At 61.5% G+C, this 17,478-nt stretch carries 23 protein-coding genes; 7 read left to right on the forward strand and 16 right to left on the reverse strand.

All coding sequences use genetic code 11. The annotated features are described in order from the left end of the window. The 3 genes from WA989_RS06680 to hemC form a co-directional block, all read right to left on the reverse strand. Positions 1–275 (reverse strand): hypothetical protein (locus tag WA989_RS06680; protein WP_424339727.1); only part of this gene is annotated, 275 nt, incomplete at its 3' end. A 58-nt stretch (positions 276–333) separates the two neighbouring features. Beyond that, on the reverse strand, positions 334–1,050 hold the full coding sequence (locus WA989_RS06685) for a uroporphyrinogen-III synthase (protein ID WP_424339728.1): 717 nt from the start codon (positions 1,048–1,050) through the stop codon (positions 334–336). Next, positions 1,043–2,005: a hydroxymethylbilane synthase gene (gene hemC, locus WA989_RS06690; protein ID WP_424339729.1), complete on the reverse strand. Its 963-nt coding sequence runs from the start codon at positions 2,003–2,005 to the stop codon at positions 1,043–1,045. Before hemC ends, WA989_RS06685 begins: the two co-directional genes overlap by 8 nt. 148 nt (positions 2,006–2,153) lie before the next feature. Between hemC and WA989_RS06695 the strand changes: the two genes are divergently transcribed. Further along, entirely contained in the window at positions 2,154–3,155 is a 1,002-nt protein-coding gene (locus WA989_RS06695) for a glycoside hydrolase family 5 protein (RefSeq protein ID WP_424339730.1), read from the forward strand. Between the two features lie 54 nt (positions 3,156–3,209). Continuing rightward, on the forward strand, positions 3,210–4,277 hold the full coding sequence (gene tsaD / locus WA989_RS06700) for a tRNA (adenosine(37)-N6)-threonylcarbamoyltransferase complex transferase subunit TsaD (protein ID WP_424339749.1): 1,068 nt from the start codon (positions 3,210–3,212) through the stop codon (positions 4,275–4,277). On the opposite strand, the gene WA989_RS06705 is transcribed toward tsaD, so the two are convergent. Further along, positions 4,278–4,889 (reverse strand): TetR/AcrR family transcriptional regulator, encoded by a 612-nt coding sequence (locus tag WA989_RS06705; RefSeq protein WP_424339731.1) that lies wholly within the window; start codon positions 4,887–4,889, stop codon positions 4,278–4,280. Positions 4,890–5,042: 153 nt separating this feature from the next. On the opposite strand from WA989_RS06705, the gene WA989_RS06710 reads away from it, so the two are divergent. Beyond that, positions 5,043–5,666 (forward strand): carbonic anhydrase, encoded by a 624-nt coding sequence (locus tag WA989_RS06710; protein WP_424339732.1) that lies wholly within the window; start codon positions 5,043–5,045, stop codon positions 5,664–5,666. Here WA989_RS06710 and WA989_RS06715 read toward each other — a convergent pair. After that, complete coding sequence (locus WA989_RS06715) at positions 5,663–6,286, reverse strand: LysE family translocator (RefSeq protein ID WP_424339733.1); 624 nt, start codon at positions 6,284–6,286, stop codon at positions 5,663–5,665. The genes WA989_RS06710 and WA989_RS06715 overlap by 4 nt on opposite strands. 17 nt (positions 6,287–6,303) lie before the next feature. Then, positions 6,304–6,840 (reverse strand): inorganic diphosphatase, encoded by a 537-nt coding sequence (gene ppa / locus WA989_RS06720; RefSeq protein ID WP_424339734.1) that lies wholly within the window; start codon positions 6,838–6,840, stop codon positions 6,304–6,306. Positions 6,841–6,983: 143 nt separating this feature from the next. Between ppa and WA989_RS06725 the strand changes: the two genes are divergently transcribed. Then, complete coding sequence (locus tag WA989_RS06725) at positions 6,984–7,619, forward strand: hypothetical protein (RefSeq protein ID WP_424339735.1); 636 nt, start codon at positions 6,984–6,986, stop codon at positions 7,617–7,619. A 6-nt stretch (positions 7,620–7,625) separates the two neighbouring features. On the opposite strand, the gene WA989_RS06730 is transcribed toward WA989_RS06725, so the two are convergent. Both WA989_RS06730 and WA989_RS06735 read right to left on the reverse strand, forming a co-directional pair. Further along, positions 7,626–8,237, reverse strand: a complete 612-nt coding sequence (locus tag WA989_RS06730; protein ID WP_424339736.1) for a TIGR02466 family protein — start codon at positions 8,235–8,237, stop codon at positions 7,626–7,628. A gap of 42 nt (positions 8,238–8,279) precedes the next feature. Beyond that, positions 8,280–9,161 (reverse strand): class I SAM-dependent methyltransferase, encoded by an 882-nt coding sequence (locus WA989_RS06735; RefSeq protein WP_424339737.1) that lies wholly within the window; start codon positions 9,159–9,161, stop codon positions 8,280–8,282. Positions 9,162–9,348: 187 nt separating this feature from the next. Between WA989_RS06735 and WA989_RS06740 the strand changes: the two genes are divergently transcribed. Beyond that, entirely contained in the window at positions 9,349–9,831 is a 483-nt protein-coding gene (locus WA989_RS06740; RefSeq protein ID WP_424339738.1) for an Hsp20 family protein, read from the forward strand. Positions 9,832–9,970: 139 nt separating this feature from the next. Here WA989_RS06740 and WA989_RS06745 read toward each other — a convergent pair whose 3' ends face one another. Further along, positions 9,971–10,975 carry a glutathione S-transferase family protein gene (locus tag WA989_RS06745; RefSeq protein ID WP_424339739.1) on the reverse strand — a complete coding sequence of 335 codons (1,005 nt, stop codon included), beginning with the start codon at positions 10,973–10,975 and terminating at the stop codon, positions 9,971–9,973. A gap of 125 nt (positions 10,976–11,100) precedes the next feature. Here WA989_RS06745 and galE point away from each other — a divergent pair, with 125 nt between their 5' ends. After that, positions 11,101–12,087 carry a UDP-glucose 4-epimerase GalE gene (gene galE / locus WA989_RS06750; RefSeq protein WP_424339740.1) on the forward strand — a complete coding sequence of 329 codons (987 nt, stop codon included), beginning with the start codon at positions 11,101–11,103 and terminating at the stop codon, positions 12,085–12,087. Beyond that, positions 12,084–13,208 carry a glycosyltransferase gene (locus WA989_RS06755; RefSeq protein ID WP_424339741.1) on the forward strand — a complete coding sequence of 375 codons (1,125 nt, stop codon included), beginning with the start codon at positions 12,084–12,086 and terminating at the stop codon, positions 13,206–13,208. Before galE ends, WA989_RS06755 begins: the two co-directional genes overlap by 4 nt. A 32-nt stretch (positions 13,209–13,240) precedes the next feature. Here the strand turns inward: WA989_RS06755 and rimM are convergent, their stop codons facing one another. The 7 genes from rimM to WA989_RS06790 all read right to left on the reverse strand — a co-directional run. Next, entirely contained in the window at positions 13,241–13,792 is a 552-nt protein-coding gene (rimM, locus tag WA989_RS06760; protein ID WP_424339742.1) for a ribosome maturation factor RimM, read from the reverse strand. A gap of 53 nt (positions 13,793–13,845) precedes the next feature. Continuing rightward, complete coding sequence (locus tag WA989_RS06765; RefSeq protein ID WP_424339743.1) at positions 13,846–14,580, reverse strand: beta/gamma crystallin-related protein; 735 nt, start codon at positions 14,578–14,580, stop codon at positions 13,846–13,848. A gap of 166 nt (positions 14,581–14,746) precedes the next feature. Continuing rightward, complete coding sequence (locus WA989_RS06770) at positions 14,747–15,577, reverse strand: CheR family methyltransferase (RefSeq protein WP_424339744.1); 831 nt, start codon at positions 15,575–15,577, stop codon at positions 14,747–14,749. 82 nt (positions 15,578–15,659) lie between these two features. Beyond that, complete coding sequence (locus WA989_RS06775; protein ID WP_424339745.1) at positions 15,660–16,025, reverse strand: response regulator; 366 nt, start codon at positions 16,023–16,025, stop codon at positions 15,660–15,662. A 166-nt stretch (positions 16,026–16,191) separates the two neighbouring features. After that, positions 16,192–16,854, reverse strand: coding sequence for a histidine phosphotransferase family protein (locus WA989_RS06780; protein ID WP_424339746.1), 663 nt, complete (start codon positions 16,852–16,854; stop codon positions 16,192–16,194). A gap of 76 nt (positions 16,855–16,930) precedes the next feature. Beyond that, the gene (locus tag WA989_RS06785; RefSeq protein ID WP_424339747.1) at positions 16,931–17,170 is read right to left on the reverse strand and encodes a hypothetical protein; all 240 of its coding nucleotides are present in this window, start codon (positions 17,168–17,170) and stop codon (positions 16,931–16,933) included. A gap of 11 nt (positions 17,171–17,181) precedes the next feature. Then, positions 17,182–17,478, reverse strand: a 297-nt coding sequence (locus WA989_RS06790; RefSeq protein WP_424339748.1) for a YdbL family protein, incomplete at its 5' end; no start/stop codon positions are given.

Genomic DNA, 17,478 nt, shown 5'->3' on the forward strand with positions numbered 1-17,478 from the left:
CGCTGTTGCAGATCAGCCTGGCTGTCGCGGACGCTCGCAAGCCCTGTCTCGGCCGGGCTTGGCAGGGTGGTCTGCCGGAGAAGGCCTGACGACCAGAGTGAGAGGCCGACACTGCCGAGCGCGATCAGGGCCACGAATATGAGCGAAATCCAGCCTGGGCCCGAGCGGCGCACTTTGGCCGGCTTTTCATAGGCGATGCTTGATTTTTCGGGCGTCTCAGCGGGTTCGAATTCTGCATCGATTGGGGCGGATGAATGGCTCGGCTCATTCGTCATCAGTCTACCTCTTGCGCGCTCCCCAGCCGCCTTAGTGACTCTTACACGATCAGCCGTTTCACAGCAGCTTTTCAAGCAGGTTCAGCAGATGATCCTCATCGGGGTGGCCGGAAATCGAAATCCCGCCTGTCCTGATGTCCTGAAAGGGCTCTGCTGCCTGCTGTGAGATCGTGACAAATACGGTTTTGGCGAGATCGAGTGATTTTGCAAGGGCGAGAAATGCCTCAGCGCCCTTTCTGGAGTGGATAAGACAGAAAGCGGGCGTGCCTGACTGAAGTATGCTCTGCGCGTCCGGCGACAGGGCCCGGGCGGGGCGGGCCTCGTACAGCGGGACGAAATCAACTTCGAAGCCTTCTTCACCGAGCGCCTCTTTCACGACGCCTTTGGCCGCCGCATTGGCGATATGAAGCAGGCGCTTCGGCCGGTCTTCGCTCCAGTGATGGGCGATGAAATGGGCAAGGTCGTGCGCGTCGCCCGAAGACTGGTGGACCGGGCTGAAGGCTTCGCGGACGGCTTCCGAGGCCGTGGCTGGCCCGACGCACCAGGCGGGCAGGCCGCGTTCGCTGCTCGCTTCAGCGAAAAAGCGCACGCCATTGGCGCTGGTGAAGATGAGGCCCGAATAGGCGGCAAGATCGGGCAGGGGCTCGTCGCGCGCGCCAAGCTCTATGGCGGGCGAGAGAATCGGGGTGAGCCCCATCTTTTTCAGACGGGCGGCTGTCTGTGAGGCGCCGGGTTCAGCCCTTGCAATGATGATTGGCGGTGTCGCCTCAGTCATCTTCGAAGGCAGGCAGGTCACCGCCCGCCGCGGCGCGGATACGCTGGCCGGCTGAGCGGCCAAGCGCGGCGAGGTCTGCCTCGCTGGCATCCGCTTGCGCAGTGCCCTTCTCTGCCCAGCGCTCAGAGCCGTCGGGGCGCAGCACTTCGCCATCGAATTTCCACACGCCGTCTTCGAGGCGCGCATGCCCGCCCATGGCGGTCCGGCAGGAGCCGTCGAGTTCAACGAGGAAGGCGCGCTCGGCAATTGCCGCCTTGCGCGAGTCGGCATGGTCGAGCTTGCGCAGCAGGGCGACGATGTCGTTATCAAGATCATCTGGCCGGGCAGCGATCGTGATGATGCCCTGGCCCGCCGCCGGGATCATGTCTTCGATCGGCACGGGAGACGCCAGATGTGCCATGCCGAGGCGTTCAAGGCCGGACATGGCGAGATAAGTCGCATCCGCGAGGCCGTCCTCAAGCTTTTTCAGCCGTGTCTGCACATTGCCGCGAAAGGTCACGATGTTGAGATCAGGCCTGCGGGCGAGCGTCTGCGACTCGCGGCGAAGGGACGCTGTGCCCACTGTGGCGCCCTCGGGAAGATCTTTCAGGGACTTGATGCCACTCACCGTGATGAAGCCGTCGCGCGGATCTTCGCGCTCAGGGAAAGCGACGAGTTCCTGTCCGGCCGGGATCTCGCCTGGCACATCTTTCAGGCTGTGAACGGCGAGATCGCAGCGGCCATCATCGACGGCCTCGTCGATCTCGCGCGTGAACAGACCCTTGCCGCCGGAATTGATCAGGCGTTCGGTGGTGAGCTTGTCGCCAGTGCTGGTGAAGGTGATGATTTCGCCAGCAATCTCGCCGCCTGAATGGCGCTCGATGTCAGCGGCAACCTGCCGGGCCTGGACCAGGGCGAGCGGCGAGCCGCGCGTGCCGATCCTGAGTTTGAGCCGTGGGGCCTTTTCTGCCGTCATCCTGCCTCCCGAATGTCCCGTTTCTGCCCTGCTAGTGTTTTACACAGAGCCAGGCAAGCGGCCAGAGACAAGCGGGCATCACCCGCCTCTCTGCCGGTTGAGGGGCATCAACGCTCTTTCTTAAGATAAAAAGGTCAGACTTGCGCTCATGAGAGTCATCGCCATTGCCGCCGCCCTCCTGCTTGCCGCCTGCTCAGCCGAGGCACCGGCCGCCACTGCAGAAGCAGCGCCTGTGAAGGAAAGCCCGATCAGCCGCTGCATCAATCTTGGCGGCGCGCTGGAAGCTGCCAATGAAGGCGATTGGGGCTATACGGTGCGAAAGGAAGACCTGGCGCGCATCAAGGCGGCCGGTTTCGACACGGTCCGCCTGCCGATCAAGTGGAGCGCACATGCGGCCACGTCGGAGCCCTATATAATCGATCCGGCCTTCATGGCGCGCATCAAGGACATCGCCGGCTGGGCCGAGGCAGAGGGGCTGCAGATCATAATCAATGTTCATCACTATAATGAGCTGATGCAGGATGCGGATGCGCATCGCCCGCGTCTGGCGGCGCTCTGGCGGCAGATTGCCGACGCATTCGCAGATGCGCCAGACAGCGTGATCTTTGAGCTGATCAATGAGCCGAACGAGAAGATGACGGTGCGCAAGACAGATGCGGTCAACCGAGAATTGCTGGCCGTGGTGCGCGAGGATCATCCAGACCGCTGGGTGATTGTCGGCAGTGCCGGCTGGGGCTCGCTCGGGGCGCTTCTCAAAAGCCGCCCACCGGCCGATGACCGGATCATCCTGACCTTCCACACCTACGACCCTTATGACTTCACCCATCAGGGCGCCTTCTTCGCGCCCGAACCGCCGCCTGTCGGCACACGTTGGGGCACGCGAGAGGACATGGCCGCGCTACAGCTCAGCGCGAAACGGGCGCAGGCTTTCGCAGCAAAACAGGGTCATCCGATGTTTGTCGGCGAGTTTGGCGTCTATGAAGAAGTCCCGCTCGACCAGCGCGTGAAATGGACCCGGGCCATGCGCGAGACTATGGAAGATCAAGGCTTCGGATGGTGCTATTGGGACTATGCGACGACCTTCAAGGCCTACAACCAGACGCGCGAGACCTGGATCAATTCCATGCTGTCGGCGCTGATCGAAGACTGAACCTTCGCTCTTTGCGATCCGCGATCAAAGGCTTAAGTGGCGCGCATGGAACGCGTGACCATCCTTGGCATTGAGACGAGCTGCGATGAGACAGCCGCTTCTGTCGTGCGCCTGACAGATGGACGCGCAGACATCCTGTCCGAAACTGTCCGCAGCCAGATCGAGGAACATGCGCCTTATGGCGGCGTGGTGCCTGAGATCGCGGCGCGCGCGCATGCCGAGATTGCCGACAAGGTTGTCGCCGCTGCGCTGGATGATAGCGGTCTGTCGCTGCCCGAACTCGACGCCATCGCCGCAACGTCCGGGCCGGGCCTAATTGGCGGGGTGATGGTCGGTATGATGACGGGCAAGGCGCTGGCGCTCGCCTCCGGCAGGCCGTTTATTCCGGTCAATCATCTTGAAGGCCACGCGCTATCTCCGCGCCTCGCTGAAGCCTGTGCGTTTCCATACATGCTGCTGCTCGTTTCCGGCGGACATTGCCAGTTCATCCGGGTTGATGGACTGGGGGACTACCAACGCCTTGGCACCACAATTGATGACGCGGCAGGCGAAGCCTTTGACAAGCTCGCCAAGCTGCTCGGCCTTGGCTTTCCCGGCGGACCTGCGGTCGAGCGCACGGCGGCAGGGGGCGACGAGGCGCGCTACAAGCTGCCGCGCCCGCTATTGGATCGCGATGGCCTCGATATGAGCTTTGCAGGCCTGAAGACGGCGGCTGCGCGGATCATCGAAGCAGGAGACTTGTCGGATCAGGATGTGTCAGATCTCTGCGCGAGCTATCAGCGCGCCATCGCCGACTGCCTGTCTGCCCGCGCCGACCGGGCGCTTGAAGGCTTCGACGGAGACCGGCTGGTCGTGGCGGGCGGTGTCGCAGCCAATACAGCGATCCGAGACGCGCTGGACAAGGTCGCTTCGCGCCATGGCGCAAGGCTCATCGCGCCGCCGCTGCGCTATTGTACCGACAATGCGGCGATGATCGCGCTGGCGGGCGCTGAACGTCTTGCTGCGGGCCTTGTGCCTGAGGAGAGTCTCGGCTTTGCCGCCCGCCCGCGCTGGCCGCTGGACGAGAAAAGCGCCGCAGAAGACCCGGTCTATGGCGGCGGCAAGCGCGGCGCGAAGGCCTGATCAGGCCTGCAGAAGGAGCAGCAGGCGCTTGGCCTGTTCCTGCGAAAATCCGGGCTTCAGCGGCGCACGCATGATCAGCAGATTGTGCCAGGCCGGCGACATGAGCAGGTTGACCGCTTCATCGAGATCATAATCGCGGCGGATTTTCTGCTTTGCGGCAAGCTCGGCAAGGATCAGGCGGAGCGGCGCGCGGACATTCGATTTCATCCAGTTCCGCCAAGTCTCGCCCGCCTCTTTCTCATCGGCCGCCGCCATCAACGCTCCGCGCAGGACCGCATGGCCATTGCCGCTATGGGTTGCCGTCTCGAACGGAAGGAGCAGGGCCGCAATGCGCTCGACTGGGTCGGTCGAGCCGGGCGAGGCAGGCGTCAGCATGGTGGTCGCCGCTTCAAGGCACATATTCCCGGTGGCAGGCCACCAGCGATAGATCGTCTGCTTGGAGGCATGCGCGGCGCGCGCGATGCCATCGACGCTCAGCTTGCGCCAGCCATGAGCGACCAGTTCGTCGCGGGTCGCTTCCAGAATGGCTGCGCGTGAGGCTTCGCTCCGCCGCGGCCCCTGGCGCCGCTTGGTCGACTTTTTGTGCTTCGGTTTTGCTTCGCTTTCCGCCACGCCTCAAACTCCATTCTGGACCATTCCTAGCATATGTGTGTCAGTATATTTGCGAAAAGATTGACGAAAGTGAACGGCGCGTCTCACTCTGGATTGATTGGGGCGGAGTCTATGCTAATTGGCTGCGCACTGATGGGCAGAAGGATGACAGGCATGAGGACGCCGGAAGATCTGAAAGACGGGTATCGCGCGTTTCGCCGGGGCACCTACAAATACCAGGCAAAGCTCTATGAGGAGCTGGGCCGCGGCCAGGACCCGGACATCATGGTCATCGCCTGCGCCGACAGCCGGGCAGAGCCTGCCGACATCTTCAATGCCGCGCCCGGGCAGCTTTTCGTCGTGCGGAACGTCGCCAATCTTGTCCCGCCCTATGATCAGGGGAGCGGTCTGCATGGGGTCAGTGCTGCGCTGGAGTTTGCGGTGACGGCGCTGGAGGTCAAACACATCGTGATCATGGGTCATGGCGGCTGCGGGGGCGTAAATGCGTCTTTATCAGCGGCAGATGACAAGCCGGTTGGTCACTTTATCGCACCCTGGGTCAGCCTGCTCGACGGGGCGCGCGCCAGCGTGCTGGCAGAGTCGCCGGAAGATCCCCAGACCGCACTGGAATATGCCGGCATCGGCACATCAATCAAAAACCTGATGACCTTCCCCTTCGTGAGAGACCGGGTCGAGGCCGGGACGCTGTCCCTGCATGGCGCCTGGTTCGCGATTGCGCTCGGCGAGCTGCACTGGCGCAATAGTGAAACGGGCGAGTTTGCGATGGTGGAGGCCTAGGGCCGGCTGGTCGCCCAGACCGCGAAAGCCGCAGAGCCGACCATCAATGTGGCGGCCCCGATATTGAACCAGCGCGCAAAGCCAGGGCTTGCGAAATTCTTCGCCATCCGGTCTGCCGCCGCGGCATAGATGGCGAGGCCAAACATTTCGCTGAACGTGATGGTCGCCAGCGCGATCAGGATCTGCGGCCACATCGGCCGGCTCGCATCGAAATAGCCGGGCAGGAGCGCGCCGAAGAAAACAAGCGCATTCGGATTGGCAAGCTGGAGCCCGACGCCCTTGCCAAACAGAGCGGCCCGTTTGGGCATGGCTTCGCGGGCAAGGCGCAGATCACGCGGCTGGGCGCGGATGAGGCCGAGGGCGAGCCAGATGATGAAGGCGAGGCCGGCCAGCTTCAGGAACAGGAAGGCAGAGGGAAGCTGCGTTGCGATCGCGGCGGCCCCGCCTGCGGCAAGGCCGATCCAGACGAAATTCGCGGTCGAGACGCCCATGGCCGGCAGCATGGCGGGCCTGAAACCGTAGCGCAGCGACGATGACACGACCAGCATCACGGCTGGCCCCGGCGTCAGACCGCCTGCCAGAAACAGGCCGATCAGGGCGAGCCAGACGCTGAATTCCAACCCTGTTTGCCTTCAGCTCAGCTGTCGCTGGGTGCGTAACGATCGATCGACGCCTTGATCAGTTCGCGCGCCTTTTCAACGCCTTCCCAGCCCTGGATCTTCACCCATTTGTTGGGTTCCAAGTCCTTGTAATGCGTAAAGAAGTGCTCAATGCGGTCGCACAGCGTTTCGGGAAGATCTGTGTAATTGTGGACCTTCTCGTAGTAGCGCGTCAGCTTCTGATGCGGCACGGCGAGGATTTTCTCGTCTTCGCCGCCATCATCTTCCATCAGCAAGACGCCGATCGGGCGGGCCCGCACAACGGCGCCCGGCACAAGCGCACGCTGGCCAACGACCATGACATCGATCGGGTCGCCATCGAGGCTGAGCGTGTGCGGGATAAAGCCGTAATTACACGGATAGCGCATCGCGGTGTAGAGATAGCGGTCGACGAACATCGCGCCTGAGGCCTTGTCGATCTCATATTTGATCGGCTCGCCGCCGAGCGGCACTTCGATGAGAACGTTGACGTCGTCCGGCGGGTTCTGGCCCGAGGAAATTTTCGAAAGATCCATGATCTGCGCCCCTTGGCAAATGGTTGGCGCTGCACTGCACAAGCGAGGGCGAAGCGTCAAGGCTGGAACGGAAGTTTGTGCGCAAGCTGTTTGGCAAGTTCGCAAAGTGCTCCTAAGACACTCTCAATAGATTTTGGAGGGACATGATGGTTTCCAGAACGCTCTTTGTGTCGGCGGCCTTGTTGTTTACGCCTGCAGTTTTTGCGCAGACTCTCAATTCTGCCGCCGAGAGAACAGCCGCCTGCCTTGAGATTGCGGACGCGGCCGAACGGCTGGCCTGTTTCGAGGATGCAGCCACGGCGCTGTCTGACGCGCTCGAGGAAGTGCCCGCCCAGGATGGGTCTGTCGCGCCTGAAAAATCATCGCCGGTCGCCTCCATCGAGAAAGAGCCGGATCTTCCCGCCTGGGCCGATGCGCCGGAGCCGGAGGCCGAACCTGCCCCTCCTGTCCAGACCGCTGCGACAGCCGCGCCAGACGCCGAGGAAGAGGCCGAAGAGCGCACGCCGATCTGGGCGCGTATCATTCCGCGCTCAAAAAAGGACGACAAAACTGTCGACGAGATTCAGCTGACCGTCACGAGAATACTGAAAAATGGAGCCGGTCGGCACTTCTTCATCATGGAGAATGGACAGGAGTGGGAGCAGACCTTTCCTGGAGCGCTGACGCCGCCGAAAAGTCTGCCCGTGGCCGTCACGATCGAGGAGCGCATGTTTGGAAGTCCGGGCCTCACCTTCGATGATGGGACCACGGGCCTCTACAAAGTCCGACGCGTCAAATAGGCCTCGCTACCCCGCCAGCCCGAAATTGAAACTGACCGAGATGCGAGCCTCTTCGGTGCGGCTGGGCATGACTTCGTGTCGCAGCCAGCTTTCCCACATCAGCATGTCGCCCGGCTTCGGCGCGACATAGACAAAACGTTTCAGCGCCTCCGGCACCTCGTCCTTGAGGGGCGGCGCGGCCATCATCATGGCGAGGCGCGGATCCTCGAAGCGGATATCGCCTGAACCGTCTGGAACCGCGACATAATAAGTGCCCGAGATGACGCTGCCCGGATGGATATGGCCGGAATGGGCAGCGCCTTCGCCGAGCACGTTCACCCATAGCGCATCGAGGGTCAGCCCCTTCTTCGGCAGCTCCCAGTGCAGTTCGCCGGCAAAGCGAAGCGCCTGCGCTGCGAGTTCATCGGCCAGTGTTTCAAAGGCTGGCGCGCGGTCAGGCAGGTCATTCAGCGACGCATAGGAGGTGTAGCCCGGATAGCCCTTCTCCTCGCACCAGTCATGGCCGGCCTGATCGCCCTCCTCGACCATCCAGCAGGCCGCCTCGATCTCTTCGAGGAAATCGGCGTCCGCATGGCGCGCCTGATAGAGATGCGTCGGAAAAAGAAGGCGGGTCGTCATGACCCGCCTTCTAGAGCGAAACTATCGGAAAGGACAGCGGCGCTACTCGGCTGGCTTGACGAATTTCAGCGTCATCCGGTCGGACTCGCCAATTGCTTCATAGGCAGCCGGATCGAAGTCGTCCGGCGTGTTGCCGTCGCTGTCTTCGGTGCGCGAGACAGGCGGCAGCGTCCAGACGCCGAAGGGGTGATCAGCCGTATCGGCCGGGTTCGCATTGATCTCGCTGGAGCCGGCAAATTCGAACCCTGCATTGGTTGCGAGGGTTTTGATAAAGTCTTCATGGACATAGCCTGTCGGGGCGGACGGATCCTGTTCGACAGCCGAGGGAAGCCTGTGCTGAACGACCCCCAGCACGCCGCCGGGCTTGAGGGCGCGATAGGCTTCGGTAAAGAACTTGTCGGAATATCCGCCGCCCATCCAGCCATGCACATTGCGGAAGGTCAGCACAGCGTCAACGCTGTCAGGCTCGCCCATGGGCGGGGCGCTCCTGTCGAAGACGGTGTACTGGATGTCCCCGAACACGTCCGGATTTTCAGCGTAATTGGCCTTGAAGTCGGTGATGACCTTGCTTGCGCGCTCATTACGTTCAGGGCTGAATGTCGCGGCGATGAACTGGCCACCATTTGCATGGAGCCAGGGGGCGAGGATGTTGGTGTACCAGCCGCCGCCCGGCCAGATTTCGACAACCGTGTCGTCGCCTTCAATCCCGAAGAATTCGAGCGTTTCGACCGGATGGCGGTATTCGTCTCGCGCGACTTCTGCCTCGGTCCGCCAGCTGCCGGCCATGGCATCGCCGAGCGAATAGCTGGCTTCGGCGGGCGCTTCGGCGCTGGATGCTTCTGTTGGTGCTTCGTCTGATGCGACGCCATTGCTACAGGCGGCAAGCATCAGGGCGAGGCCCGCAGCTCCCATAAAGTGCTTCATGTTCGGATTCCTTTCAGGTTCTTGAACAGGCAATACTGACTACCCAAATACATCATGTCGCAGCGCTGCCAAGCAGGTTGTGACCGGCAGTCTGCCGGTGCCGATGAACGGGCCGGAGTGACAGATGAGCCGCAAGAATGATGGTCCGGCCCTGCCGGACGCAGTTGCTTAGAGAGGACTGTACGTCATGAGTACGATTGATTTGACCCCCCTTTACCGCACCATGGTTGGCTTTGACCGCATGGCCAGCATGATCGATTCGGCAAGCCGTCTCGACGGTACGCAGGGCTATCCGCCCTACAATATTGAGCGCGTGGCAGACGATGCCTTCGCGATCGAAATCGCGGTTGCCGGTTTCGCCGAGGACGACCTTGAGATCGAAACCAATGAGAACCTTCTCACCATTGCCGGCAAGAAAGAGCAGGCCGGGGACGCCGATGAGCGCCAGTTCCTGCATCGCGGCATCGCTGAGCGCGGATTCCTGCGCCGTTTCCAGCTTGCCGATCACGTGATCGTGACCGGTGCGAGCCTGCAGAACGGCCTTCTGCGCGTCGATCTCGTCCGCGAGTTGCCGGAAGCGAAAAAGCCCCGCAAGATCGAAATCGGCCAGGAATCGAACAAGCCGTCGAAGCCGAAACTGATCGAGGGCGACAAGGCGTCTGCTGCCTAGGCAGCCCTGCACACGCCCTGACAAGCCAGAGCCCCGGTGCCGCAAGGTGCCGGGGTTTTTCGTTTGCAGGCTAGCTGAACGATAGCGTCTACCTCGATGGCGACGCTATCTGAGGGCTCATCTCCAAAGAGGCGCGGGCCTACTTCCCGCCCTTTTCGAAGAAGGTCTTCGCGCCGGCCTCATCGAGGAAGCTCGTCAGGCTCTCATTATCGGACAGGCGGCGCACGGCCTTCTGCACCGATTTGAATGAGGTCGCGGCATAGCGCTGGGTGACCTGTTCGAAGGCTTTCTTCTCAAGCTTGACGTTCACCCGGTCATTGTTCGACTGGTTGGCGTCCAGATTGGCCTCTGCCCAGGGCAGATAGGTCTGCGCGATTTCATCGGAAAAGAGCGGCAGAAGGGTGGGCTTGAGTTCGTCCAGCGTCTTGAACGGCGCGCCAGCCTTCGGGGAGTCCATGAATTCGCACCAGGCGGTGACGAAGGGCGCGGATTTGCGCAGCATGTCCCCGGGTGTCGCGTCGAGCAGCATTTGCGAGATCTGCCCGGCAAGCGCGAAATCGGCGACGGACGGGCGCCCGCCGAAAATGAAGAGATTGTTTTCAAGATGGGCGTTGAGCAGGCCGATGAAGCGCTCGGCCGACGTTTTCAGCGTCTTTTCGTTCTTCTTCTCGACGCCAACGAGCGGGAGACGCTCTCGCATGCGTTTGACGATCTGGTCACGCGTCTTCTTTTTGGCGCGGGGTAGCTTGCCTGAGAAGAGCTGGTCCATGGTCCGGTCGGCGGCTTCCTCGCGGTCGGGCTTGGCGCCCCAGCGATAGAGGAACATGGCCTTGTTCAGCCACTCGTCGGCATAGTCTTCCAGGATCAGCGCCAGCACGGCGCAGGCCGGATCGTCCGGCACGCAGGACGGCTCTGACACATCGTTCTCGACGACAGAGAGGATATCGGTCGAATCCTGGTTCGGCGCCTTGTTGGGCGAGACGAGCAGCGGAACCGTCGGCACTTTGGCGAAGGACTGGAACTCCTCTTCCGTCGCAGCCGATCGCCCGATCCATTCGAAATCCACGCCCTTGTATTTCAGGAAGGAGCGCACTTTGAGCGAATAGGGAGAGGTGTCGGCGCCGAACAAACGGTAAGCGGTCATATCGGTGTCCTTGCTAAGGCTGAGGGCCGGTCTTAGGCGATGCTGATATTGCTGCCAAGACGTGTTTGACGGTTGAGGGCGGCTGCAATACTCAGACCGCACTGCGAGACCCGAGGAAATCGTCTGTGAGCAAGACAGTGTTTGTGACCGGTGGCGCCGGATATGTCGGCAGCCATGCGTGCAAGGCATTCGCGGCCAATGGCTGGAAAGTCGTTGTCTATGACAATCTCAGCCGCGGCTGGCGCGACCTTGTCAAATGGGGTGAGCTGATCGAGGGCGACATCATTGACCGCGAGGCGCTGAGCGCGGCGCTGGCGCGGGTAAAGCCCGATGCGGTCGCGCATTTCGCCGCCTTCGCCTATGTCGCTGAATCGATGCAGGACCCGGCGATCTATTATCGCAATAATGTGACCGGCACGCTCAACCTGCTCGATGCGATGCGGGAGGCCGGCGTCAGCCAGCTGATCTTCTCCTCGTCCTGCGCGACCTATGGGGTTCAGGACGAGCTTATCACGGAAGACACACCGCAGGCCCCGATCAATCCCTATGGGCGCTCCAAGCTCATGGTAGAGCACGTTATCGCCGATTATGCCGCCGCCTATGATCTGCGCTATGTTATCCTGCGCTATTTCAATGCGGGCGGCTGCGATCCCGATGGCGAAACCGGCGAGCGTCATGATCCTGAGCCGCACGTCATCCCGCTCGCCATTCAGGGCGCGATGGACGGCACCTTCACTTTCACCATCAATGGCACTGATTTCGACACGCCCGATGGCAGCTGCGTGCGAGATTATGTGCATGTCAGCGATCTCGCCGATGCGCACTGGCGCGCGCTCGATCATCTCTCGGCCGGCAAGGACAGCCAGACGCTGAACCTTGGCACGGGACGGGGCTCATCGGTGATCGAGCTCGCCGACGCGGTTGAGCGTGTGGCCGGAAAGCCTGTGCCGCGCAAGGCAGGCCCGCGCCGTCCGGGCGATCCGCCTTCGCTTGTCGCGTCTCCGGCAAAAGCAAAAGAGGTGCTCGGCTGGGAGGCGAAAATGAGCGATCTCGACACGATCCTGACGACCGCCTGGGCCTGGTTCGAGCGCGACAAGACGGGCGAGCCATGAGCGAGCCGCGCTATTTTCTTGCCTACTGCGACAAGCTTTTTACCCCGTCGGAGAGCTTTATTCCGCGCGGCTATTCGGCCTTCTCGAAGCTGAAACCGCTCTATATCGGCCACGAAGTCAAAGGCCCGATACCCGAGGGCGCAGAAGTCGTCCAGCTCGGGCCGCTACATGGGCCGGCCGGGGAGTCGGCATTTAAACAACTTGGCAGTATTTCAACGAAGCTCGAGGAGACGCTGAAGGCGTATAATCCGGTTGCGCTGCATGCCAGCTTCGGAAAGTCGGGCGCCTATGCCCTGCCGCTCGCCAAAAAGCTCGAACTGCCCATGGCCGTGACCTATTATGGCGGCGACGCGACCAAGACGACCAATACCAAGGACAGCTTCATCCGCGTCTATAACCGGCGCCGGGCCAAACTCTGGAAAGACGCAGACCTGATCCTGCCCTGCTCGAATTTCATTCGCGATGAGCTCGCCGCCAAGGGCGCGCCGGAAGACAAGATGGTCGTCCATCACAATACCGCTGATCCTGCCCGGTTCGAGCCGGGTGAGAAGAAGGACCTCCTCGTCTTTGCCGGCCGCTGGACCGAGAAAAAAGGCATCGACACGCTGATCGCCGCGCTCGCCCGCCTCGGCGAAGAGCTGGAAGGCTGGACAGTGCGCCTGATCGGCGATGGCGATTTGAAAGAAGACCTTGTGAAGGAGCTTCAGGCCGCCGGCGTCAATGCCGAGCTGCCGGGTTGGGTAGAGGCCGATGACATGCCCGGGCACTGGGCCGAAGCGCGGATCGCTGTTGTGCCGTCCAAGAGGGCGAAATCAGGCGACGCAGAAGGCCTGCCGCTCGTTTGCATCGAGGCGATGCTGTCAGGCTGTGCGCTTGCGGCGACGCGCCATGCGGGCATCACAGAATGCGTGAAGGATGGCGTGACAGGGTATCTTGTCGACGAAGGCGATGAGGCGGCGCTGGCCGACCGGCTGGCCCGCATGCTGACCGACAAGGACCGGACCAAACAGATGGGCGAGGAAGGCCGCAATTTTGCGCTGTCGGATTTCAATCTGCAGAAACAGAGCAAGACGCTCGAGGCCTATCTCATCGACCTCGCGAAGAAGGCGGACCTGCTCTAGAAAGCGGCCTTGCCAGTCCTCTTTCGTGCCGCCTATTCGTCGCTGCCGGATTTTCGCGGGTCGGACTGATCAGCCCAGGTTTCCGGATCGCGCAGGGTGATGTGCCTGCTGTCGAAATGGACTTCGGGAACTTCCTTGAGCGTGAACGGCACGAAGAAGGCCGGGCCCTTGTCCGGGGCCACTTCGATAAGGTCGCCCGCGCCGAAATTCTGGACCGATTTCACTGTGCCGACCGGCTCGCCCTGCAGGTCGCGCACGTCAAGCCCGGTCAGGTCCTCGACATAGAATTCATCATCCTCAGGCGGGGGCAGGGCGCTGCGGCGGACGTGCAGGCGGGTGTTTTTCAGACCGTCCCAGTCTTCCTTCTGGCGCGGCGTTTTCGCGGTCACGATGAAATGGTCAGAGGCCGGCTTCACTTTCGCAGGTTCGAGCAGGACGTCCCCGGTTTCCGACAGGAGCGGGCCGAGACCAAACAGGTCTTCCGGCACGTCGGTGAAACTCTTGACACGCACATCACCGCGCACGCCATGGGCGCCCGAGAGGACGCCCACAACAATCAGTCTGTCTGAGGGAGCATTCGCCATGCGGGGCTTCCTACTCCCACTTGGCGAGAACAGGAAGCCTTTCCGGTGCAGCTTTACCAGCGACGGCCATATTGGCGATTGTAATTGCGGTCATAGCCATAGCCGCGGCCGGCCGGGCGGATCGAGGTGATATTGTCGTTCAGCCTGTAGTAGCCGAGCTCTGAGGCCGAGGCCGTAATGATCTCGCAGCGGCCGCGGAAATTCGGATCGGTGCATACTTCCCAGGCGCCGCTCTGTACGGCGATGGACGATACCTTGTCATTGAAGCGCAGCTTGTTGAGGTGGGCGACTGCACCGTTCAGCGGCAACGCGTCACCGCGATAATCCGGGTGCTGGAACAGTACGACCGGGGCGTTGTGACGTCCGCCGCGACCATAGCCGGGGCTACGGCCATATTGCCCCGCCGGCGTACCGCGATAATCGCGGTCGTAGCGCCCGCGATTTCCGTAGGCGACGGGGCGGATCGAGGTAATCTTGTTGTTGAGGCGGATCTGGTTCAGCCGGTCGGCGCGGTATTCGATGATCTCGCAGCGGCCGCGATAATTCGCGTCGACGCAGACTTCCCACGCGCCGCCTGTCACACGGATGGAGGAGGCGCGGTCGTTGAAGCGATAGTCGGCAAGGCGCGGAATAGCGCCTGTGACGCGCAGGGAGCGGCCGGTGAAATCAGGATTGGAATAGATTATGGCTTCGCCGCCGCCGCCGCGATGGGGATGCTCTGCCAAGGCAGGCAGGGCGAGGGTTGTGGACAGGGCGAGCGATAAGCCGATCGTTTTTGTGAGTTTCATCTGCGGACTCCAGTTCTTCTGCCCCTCTGTTTTATCAAAAGGTCGCTGAACGCTCGGCAACCCCGCCTTCAGAAAGGCGGATTCAGGGCCGGAAGTTCCGGAATCTTGGTGATTTTCGGGCTTTTATAGGCTGGAATCCGCGAAAGCGCGGACATGTTGCGTCCGGTCAGGCCGCGGCGACGAGAGCGCCCGGCTGAACGTCGCGGGTATAGGCGCCGCGCATGTCACGGGACGGCTCAAGCCCTGTGACGAGCCCTGTCGCTGTTTCGCCCCTGGCAAGGACCAGCTGGCCGCCATCGGTGAGCTGGCGGGCGAGATTGAGCAGGGCGGCAGAGCGTTTCTGGCGCGCCATGCCGGAAATCACATTGCAGCAGACGATGATGTCGAACTCGCCGAGACCCGAAGCGTCTTCCAGAATATTATGCGTGCGTACAGCAACCCGGCTCGCCAGCGTCTTCGAGACCTGCCAGTCGCCGGTGTCGAGGCGGGAAAAATTGTCGAGCAGCCTCTGGATAGACAGACCCTTCTGCACATCGAAATGACCGAACTTTCCGGCCCGCGCGAAGGTGGTCATCTTCTCGCTGATGTCGGTGGTGAGAATCTCCACCTGCATATCCTTGAGGGCCGGGTGATCGGATTCCTCGAGCAGGATGGCGAGGGAATAGGCTTCCTGTCCGGTCGCCCCGCCCGCACACCAGATGCGCAGCCGCTCTTCCTTGGCGGACGGCGCCATCATCGGCAGGACGTGGGAGACGATCCGCTCGAACGCGTCGCGCTCGCGGAAGAACCAGGTTGTCTTGGCGGTGAGCGCGGACACCAGCTCGCTCGAAAGAGCGCTGCCCGGGCGGGCTTTTATGCAGGACAGAAGGTCTTCTGCGCCCGCAAATTGTTCACGCCGCAGGATCGGGCCGAGACGCGTCTCGATCAGATAGGATTTGGTCGGCGGAATGAACTGCCCCGATCCGGCCTGCGCCAGATCTGCAATTTCACGATACACGGTCTCGTCCATAGCTTAGTCAGCCCGGTCAGTTTTTGTTTGATTTCGTTAACAGGAACGCGTTTCCAGTTAACAAATTGCTCTACACGAGGCCGACTTCTGCAAATTTGCTCTGAATGATGTCGGCATCAAATGGCTTCATGATGAATTCGTTTGCGCCCGAACGCATGGCTTCGCCAATGTGTTCAGCATCATTTTCCGTCGAACAGAAAACCACGACAGGCTTTGAGCCGCCTTGCTCCCGGCGCAGCGCCCGCAGGAAGTCGAGCCCGTTCATCACAGGCATGTTCCAGTCGAGCAGGATCGCGTCCGGCATTGTTTTACGACAGGTTTCAAGCGCATCGGCGCCATCAGCAGCCTCGGTCACATCAAAGTTGAGGTCCTGGACGATCCGGCCAGCCACCTTTCTTACAACGCGCGAGTCATCGACAATCAGACAAGACTTCATTGCGTCACCCCGGCAGTTAGATAGGTCAATTCGAGCACTCAATTCAACCAAAAAAGGAAAATACTGAATAGTTTCTGGTGCTGACGCCCAGGCTGGCGCAGTTTGGCGCACAAGTCCTTTACCGTTGTTTAACACCTCTAACCGGGCTGCTTTGACGTGCTGAAAATCAGCCTTCCGCGCTCAGCCCTGTCGCCGTGACGGAGACTTCGGCCTCCGCCTCGCGCGATTCGGCCTTGAGCTCGCCGCCAAGGCCGGTGGCGATGATGCGGGTGAAAAGAGGCTGGACCGTCCGCGCCGACCAGCCATCCTGGGGCTCTGTCCCGGCGATGGCGTCCTTGGTGTCATCGCGCAGCTTGCAGCGCTGGCCAGCCGCCGTCAGGCCGATACCGAGCCCATCGGTCTGATTACGCACCTTCACCTCGATTGTGCCGCCGCGGGGCAGGCAATCGACCGCCAGCATGACCATGTTCATGATCAGCCGGGCATGCGAGAAGCTGAGATGCTCTGTCTCTATGTCCCAGTTGAGGACAGGCGGCTGATTGTGGCTCGAGACAAAGCGTTCCGTTATCTGCTTGGCTTCGTGAATGTCTGCTGCGCCCTTGGACAGGCCGGCCGACCCGAAGGCGTAGCGCAGGAATTTGAGCTTCGAGGCAGCACTGTCAGCGCCGTCATGCAGCAGTTTTTCCGCCTGCGCGCGCATTTCCGATTCCTGCGGCTCGTTCATGAAGTCGAGCGCATTGGTGATCGATGATACCGATGAGACAAGGTCGTGGCAGATGCGCGACGCGATATAGGCAGACAGATGCGCCGGATCGATATTGGCTTGCATGGTTTGGCCCCTTCTTTCCGGTTGCCGAAGCTAACCGATTCGCCAGAACACTGCCTGCCTTATTGTTTGTGATTTGTCACCCGTCGAGCTCTTCAGGCCGGTCGAGATCGTCATGGCCTTCGCGGGCACTGTGAAACAGAAGCCAGAACAGACCGATGGAGAGGGCAAGGCTGGCGATCCCGCCAAGCGCGTAGGCGATCCAGCCATGCATCGTCATGGTGACGCCCGTCTCAATCCACAGCAGAGCGACGCCCCAGCCTGCAAGCAGGAGCGCCGTCACGCCGGCAAAAATAGCGATAAGGGTCGTGCGGCTCATACCGGCCTCGCCTATTTGCGGATCCAGTTGCCGCTGTCATCCATGATGAATTCGCCAGAAGCGGCGCCGGCAATCAGTTTCTCGCCGGTGATGCGCGCGACCTGTTCGGGGGTCGTGCCTGTCTGTTCAGCGAGGTCGTCATACGCTGCGCGGCGCTTGTTGTTGATGTCCTGCACCCGGCGGATGAGGGCGGCATCTGCACCGCCATCGACAATGCCGAGATAGCCATCGATGCGTTCGCCAACAACGCCTTGTTGCTTGGCGGTTTCGATTTGCGGATCACCGGCCTGAGCCGGCGCAGCCAGCGT

The organism is Henriciella sp., assembly GCF_049649345.1.
Classification (GTDB): domain Bacteria; phylum Pseudomonadota; class Alphaproteobacteria; order Caulobacterales; family Hyphomonadaceae; genus Henriciella.

Bases quoted from the DNA above. Each gene is read 5' to 3' on its own strand.
- WA989_RS06730 (WP_424339736.1), bottom strand. From the start codon at position 8,237: ATGACGACCCGCCTTCTTTTTCCGACGCATCTCTATCAGGCGCGCCAT.
- WA989_RS06775 (WP_424339745.1), bottom strand. From the start codon at position 16,025: ATGAAGTCTTGTCTGATTGTCGATGACTCGCGCGTTGTAAGAAAGGTG.
- hemC (WP_424339729.1), bottom strand. From the start codon at position 2,005: ATGACGGCAGAAAAGGCCCCACGGCTCAAACTCAGGATCGGCACGCGC.
- WA989_RS06765 (WP_424339743.1), bottom strand. From the start codon at position 14,580: ATGAAACTCACAAAAACGATCGGCTTATCGCTCGCCCTGTCCACAACC.
- WA989_RS06725 (WP_424339735.1), top strand. From the start codon at position 6,984: ATGATGGTTTCCAGAACGCTCTTTGTGTCGGCGGCCTTGTTGTTTACG.
- rimM (WP_424339742.1), bottom strand. From the start codon at position 13,792: ATGGCGAATGCTCCCTCAGACAGACTGATTGTTGTGGGCGTCCTCTCG.
- WA989_RS06695 (WP_424339730.1), top strand. From the start codon at position 2,154: ATGAGAGTCATCGCCATTGCCGCCGCCCTCCTGCTTGCCGCCTGCTCA.
- WA989_RS06685 (WP_424339728.1), bottom strand. From the start codon at position 1,050: ATGACTGAGGCGACACCGCCAATCATCATTGCAAGGGCTGAACCCGGC.
- WA989_RS06755 (WP_424339741.1), top strand. From the start codon at position 12,084: ATGAGCGAGCCGCGCTATTTTCTTGCCTACTGCGACAAGCTTTTTACC.
- ppa (WP_424339734.1), bottom strand. From the start codon at position 6,840: ATGGATCTTTCGAAAATTTCCTCGGGCCAGAACCCGCCGGACGACGTC.
- WA989_RS06745 (WP_424339739.1), bottom strand. From the start codon at position 10,975: ATGACCGCTTACCGTTTGTTCGGCGCCGACACCTCTCCCTATTCGCTC.
- WA989_RS06710 (WP_424339732.1), top strand. From the start codon at position 5,043: ATGAGGACGCCGGAAGATCTGAAAGACGGGTATCGCGCGTTTCGCCGG.
- WA989_RS06735 (WP_424339737.1), bottom strand. From the start codon at position 9,161: ATGAAGCACTTTATGGGAGCTGCGGGCCTCGCCCTGATGCTTGCCGCC.
- WA989_RS06785 (WP_424339747.1), bottom strand. From the start codon at position 17,170: ATGAGCCGCACGACCCTTATCGCTATTTTTGCCGGCGTGACGGCGCTC.
- WA989_RS06780 (WP_424339746.1), bottom strand. From the start codon at position 16,854: ATGCAAGCCAATATCGATCCGGCGCATCTGTCTGCCTATATCGCGTCG.
- WA989_RS06740 (WP_424339738.1), top strand. From the start codon at position 9,349: ATGAGTACGATTGATTTGACCCCCCTTTACCGCACCATGGTTGGCTTT.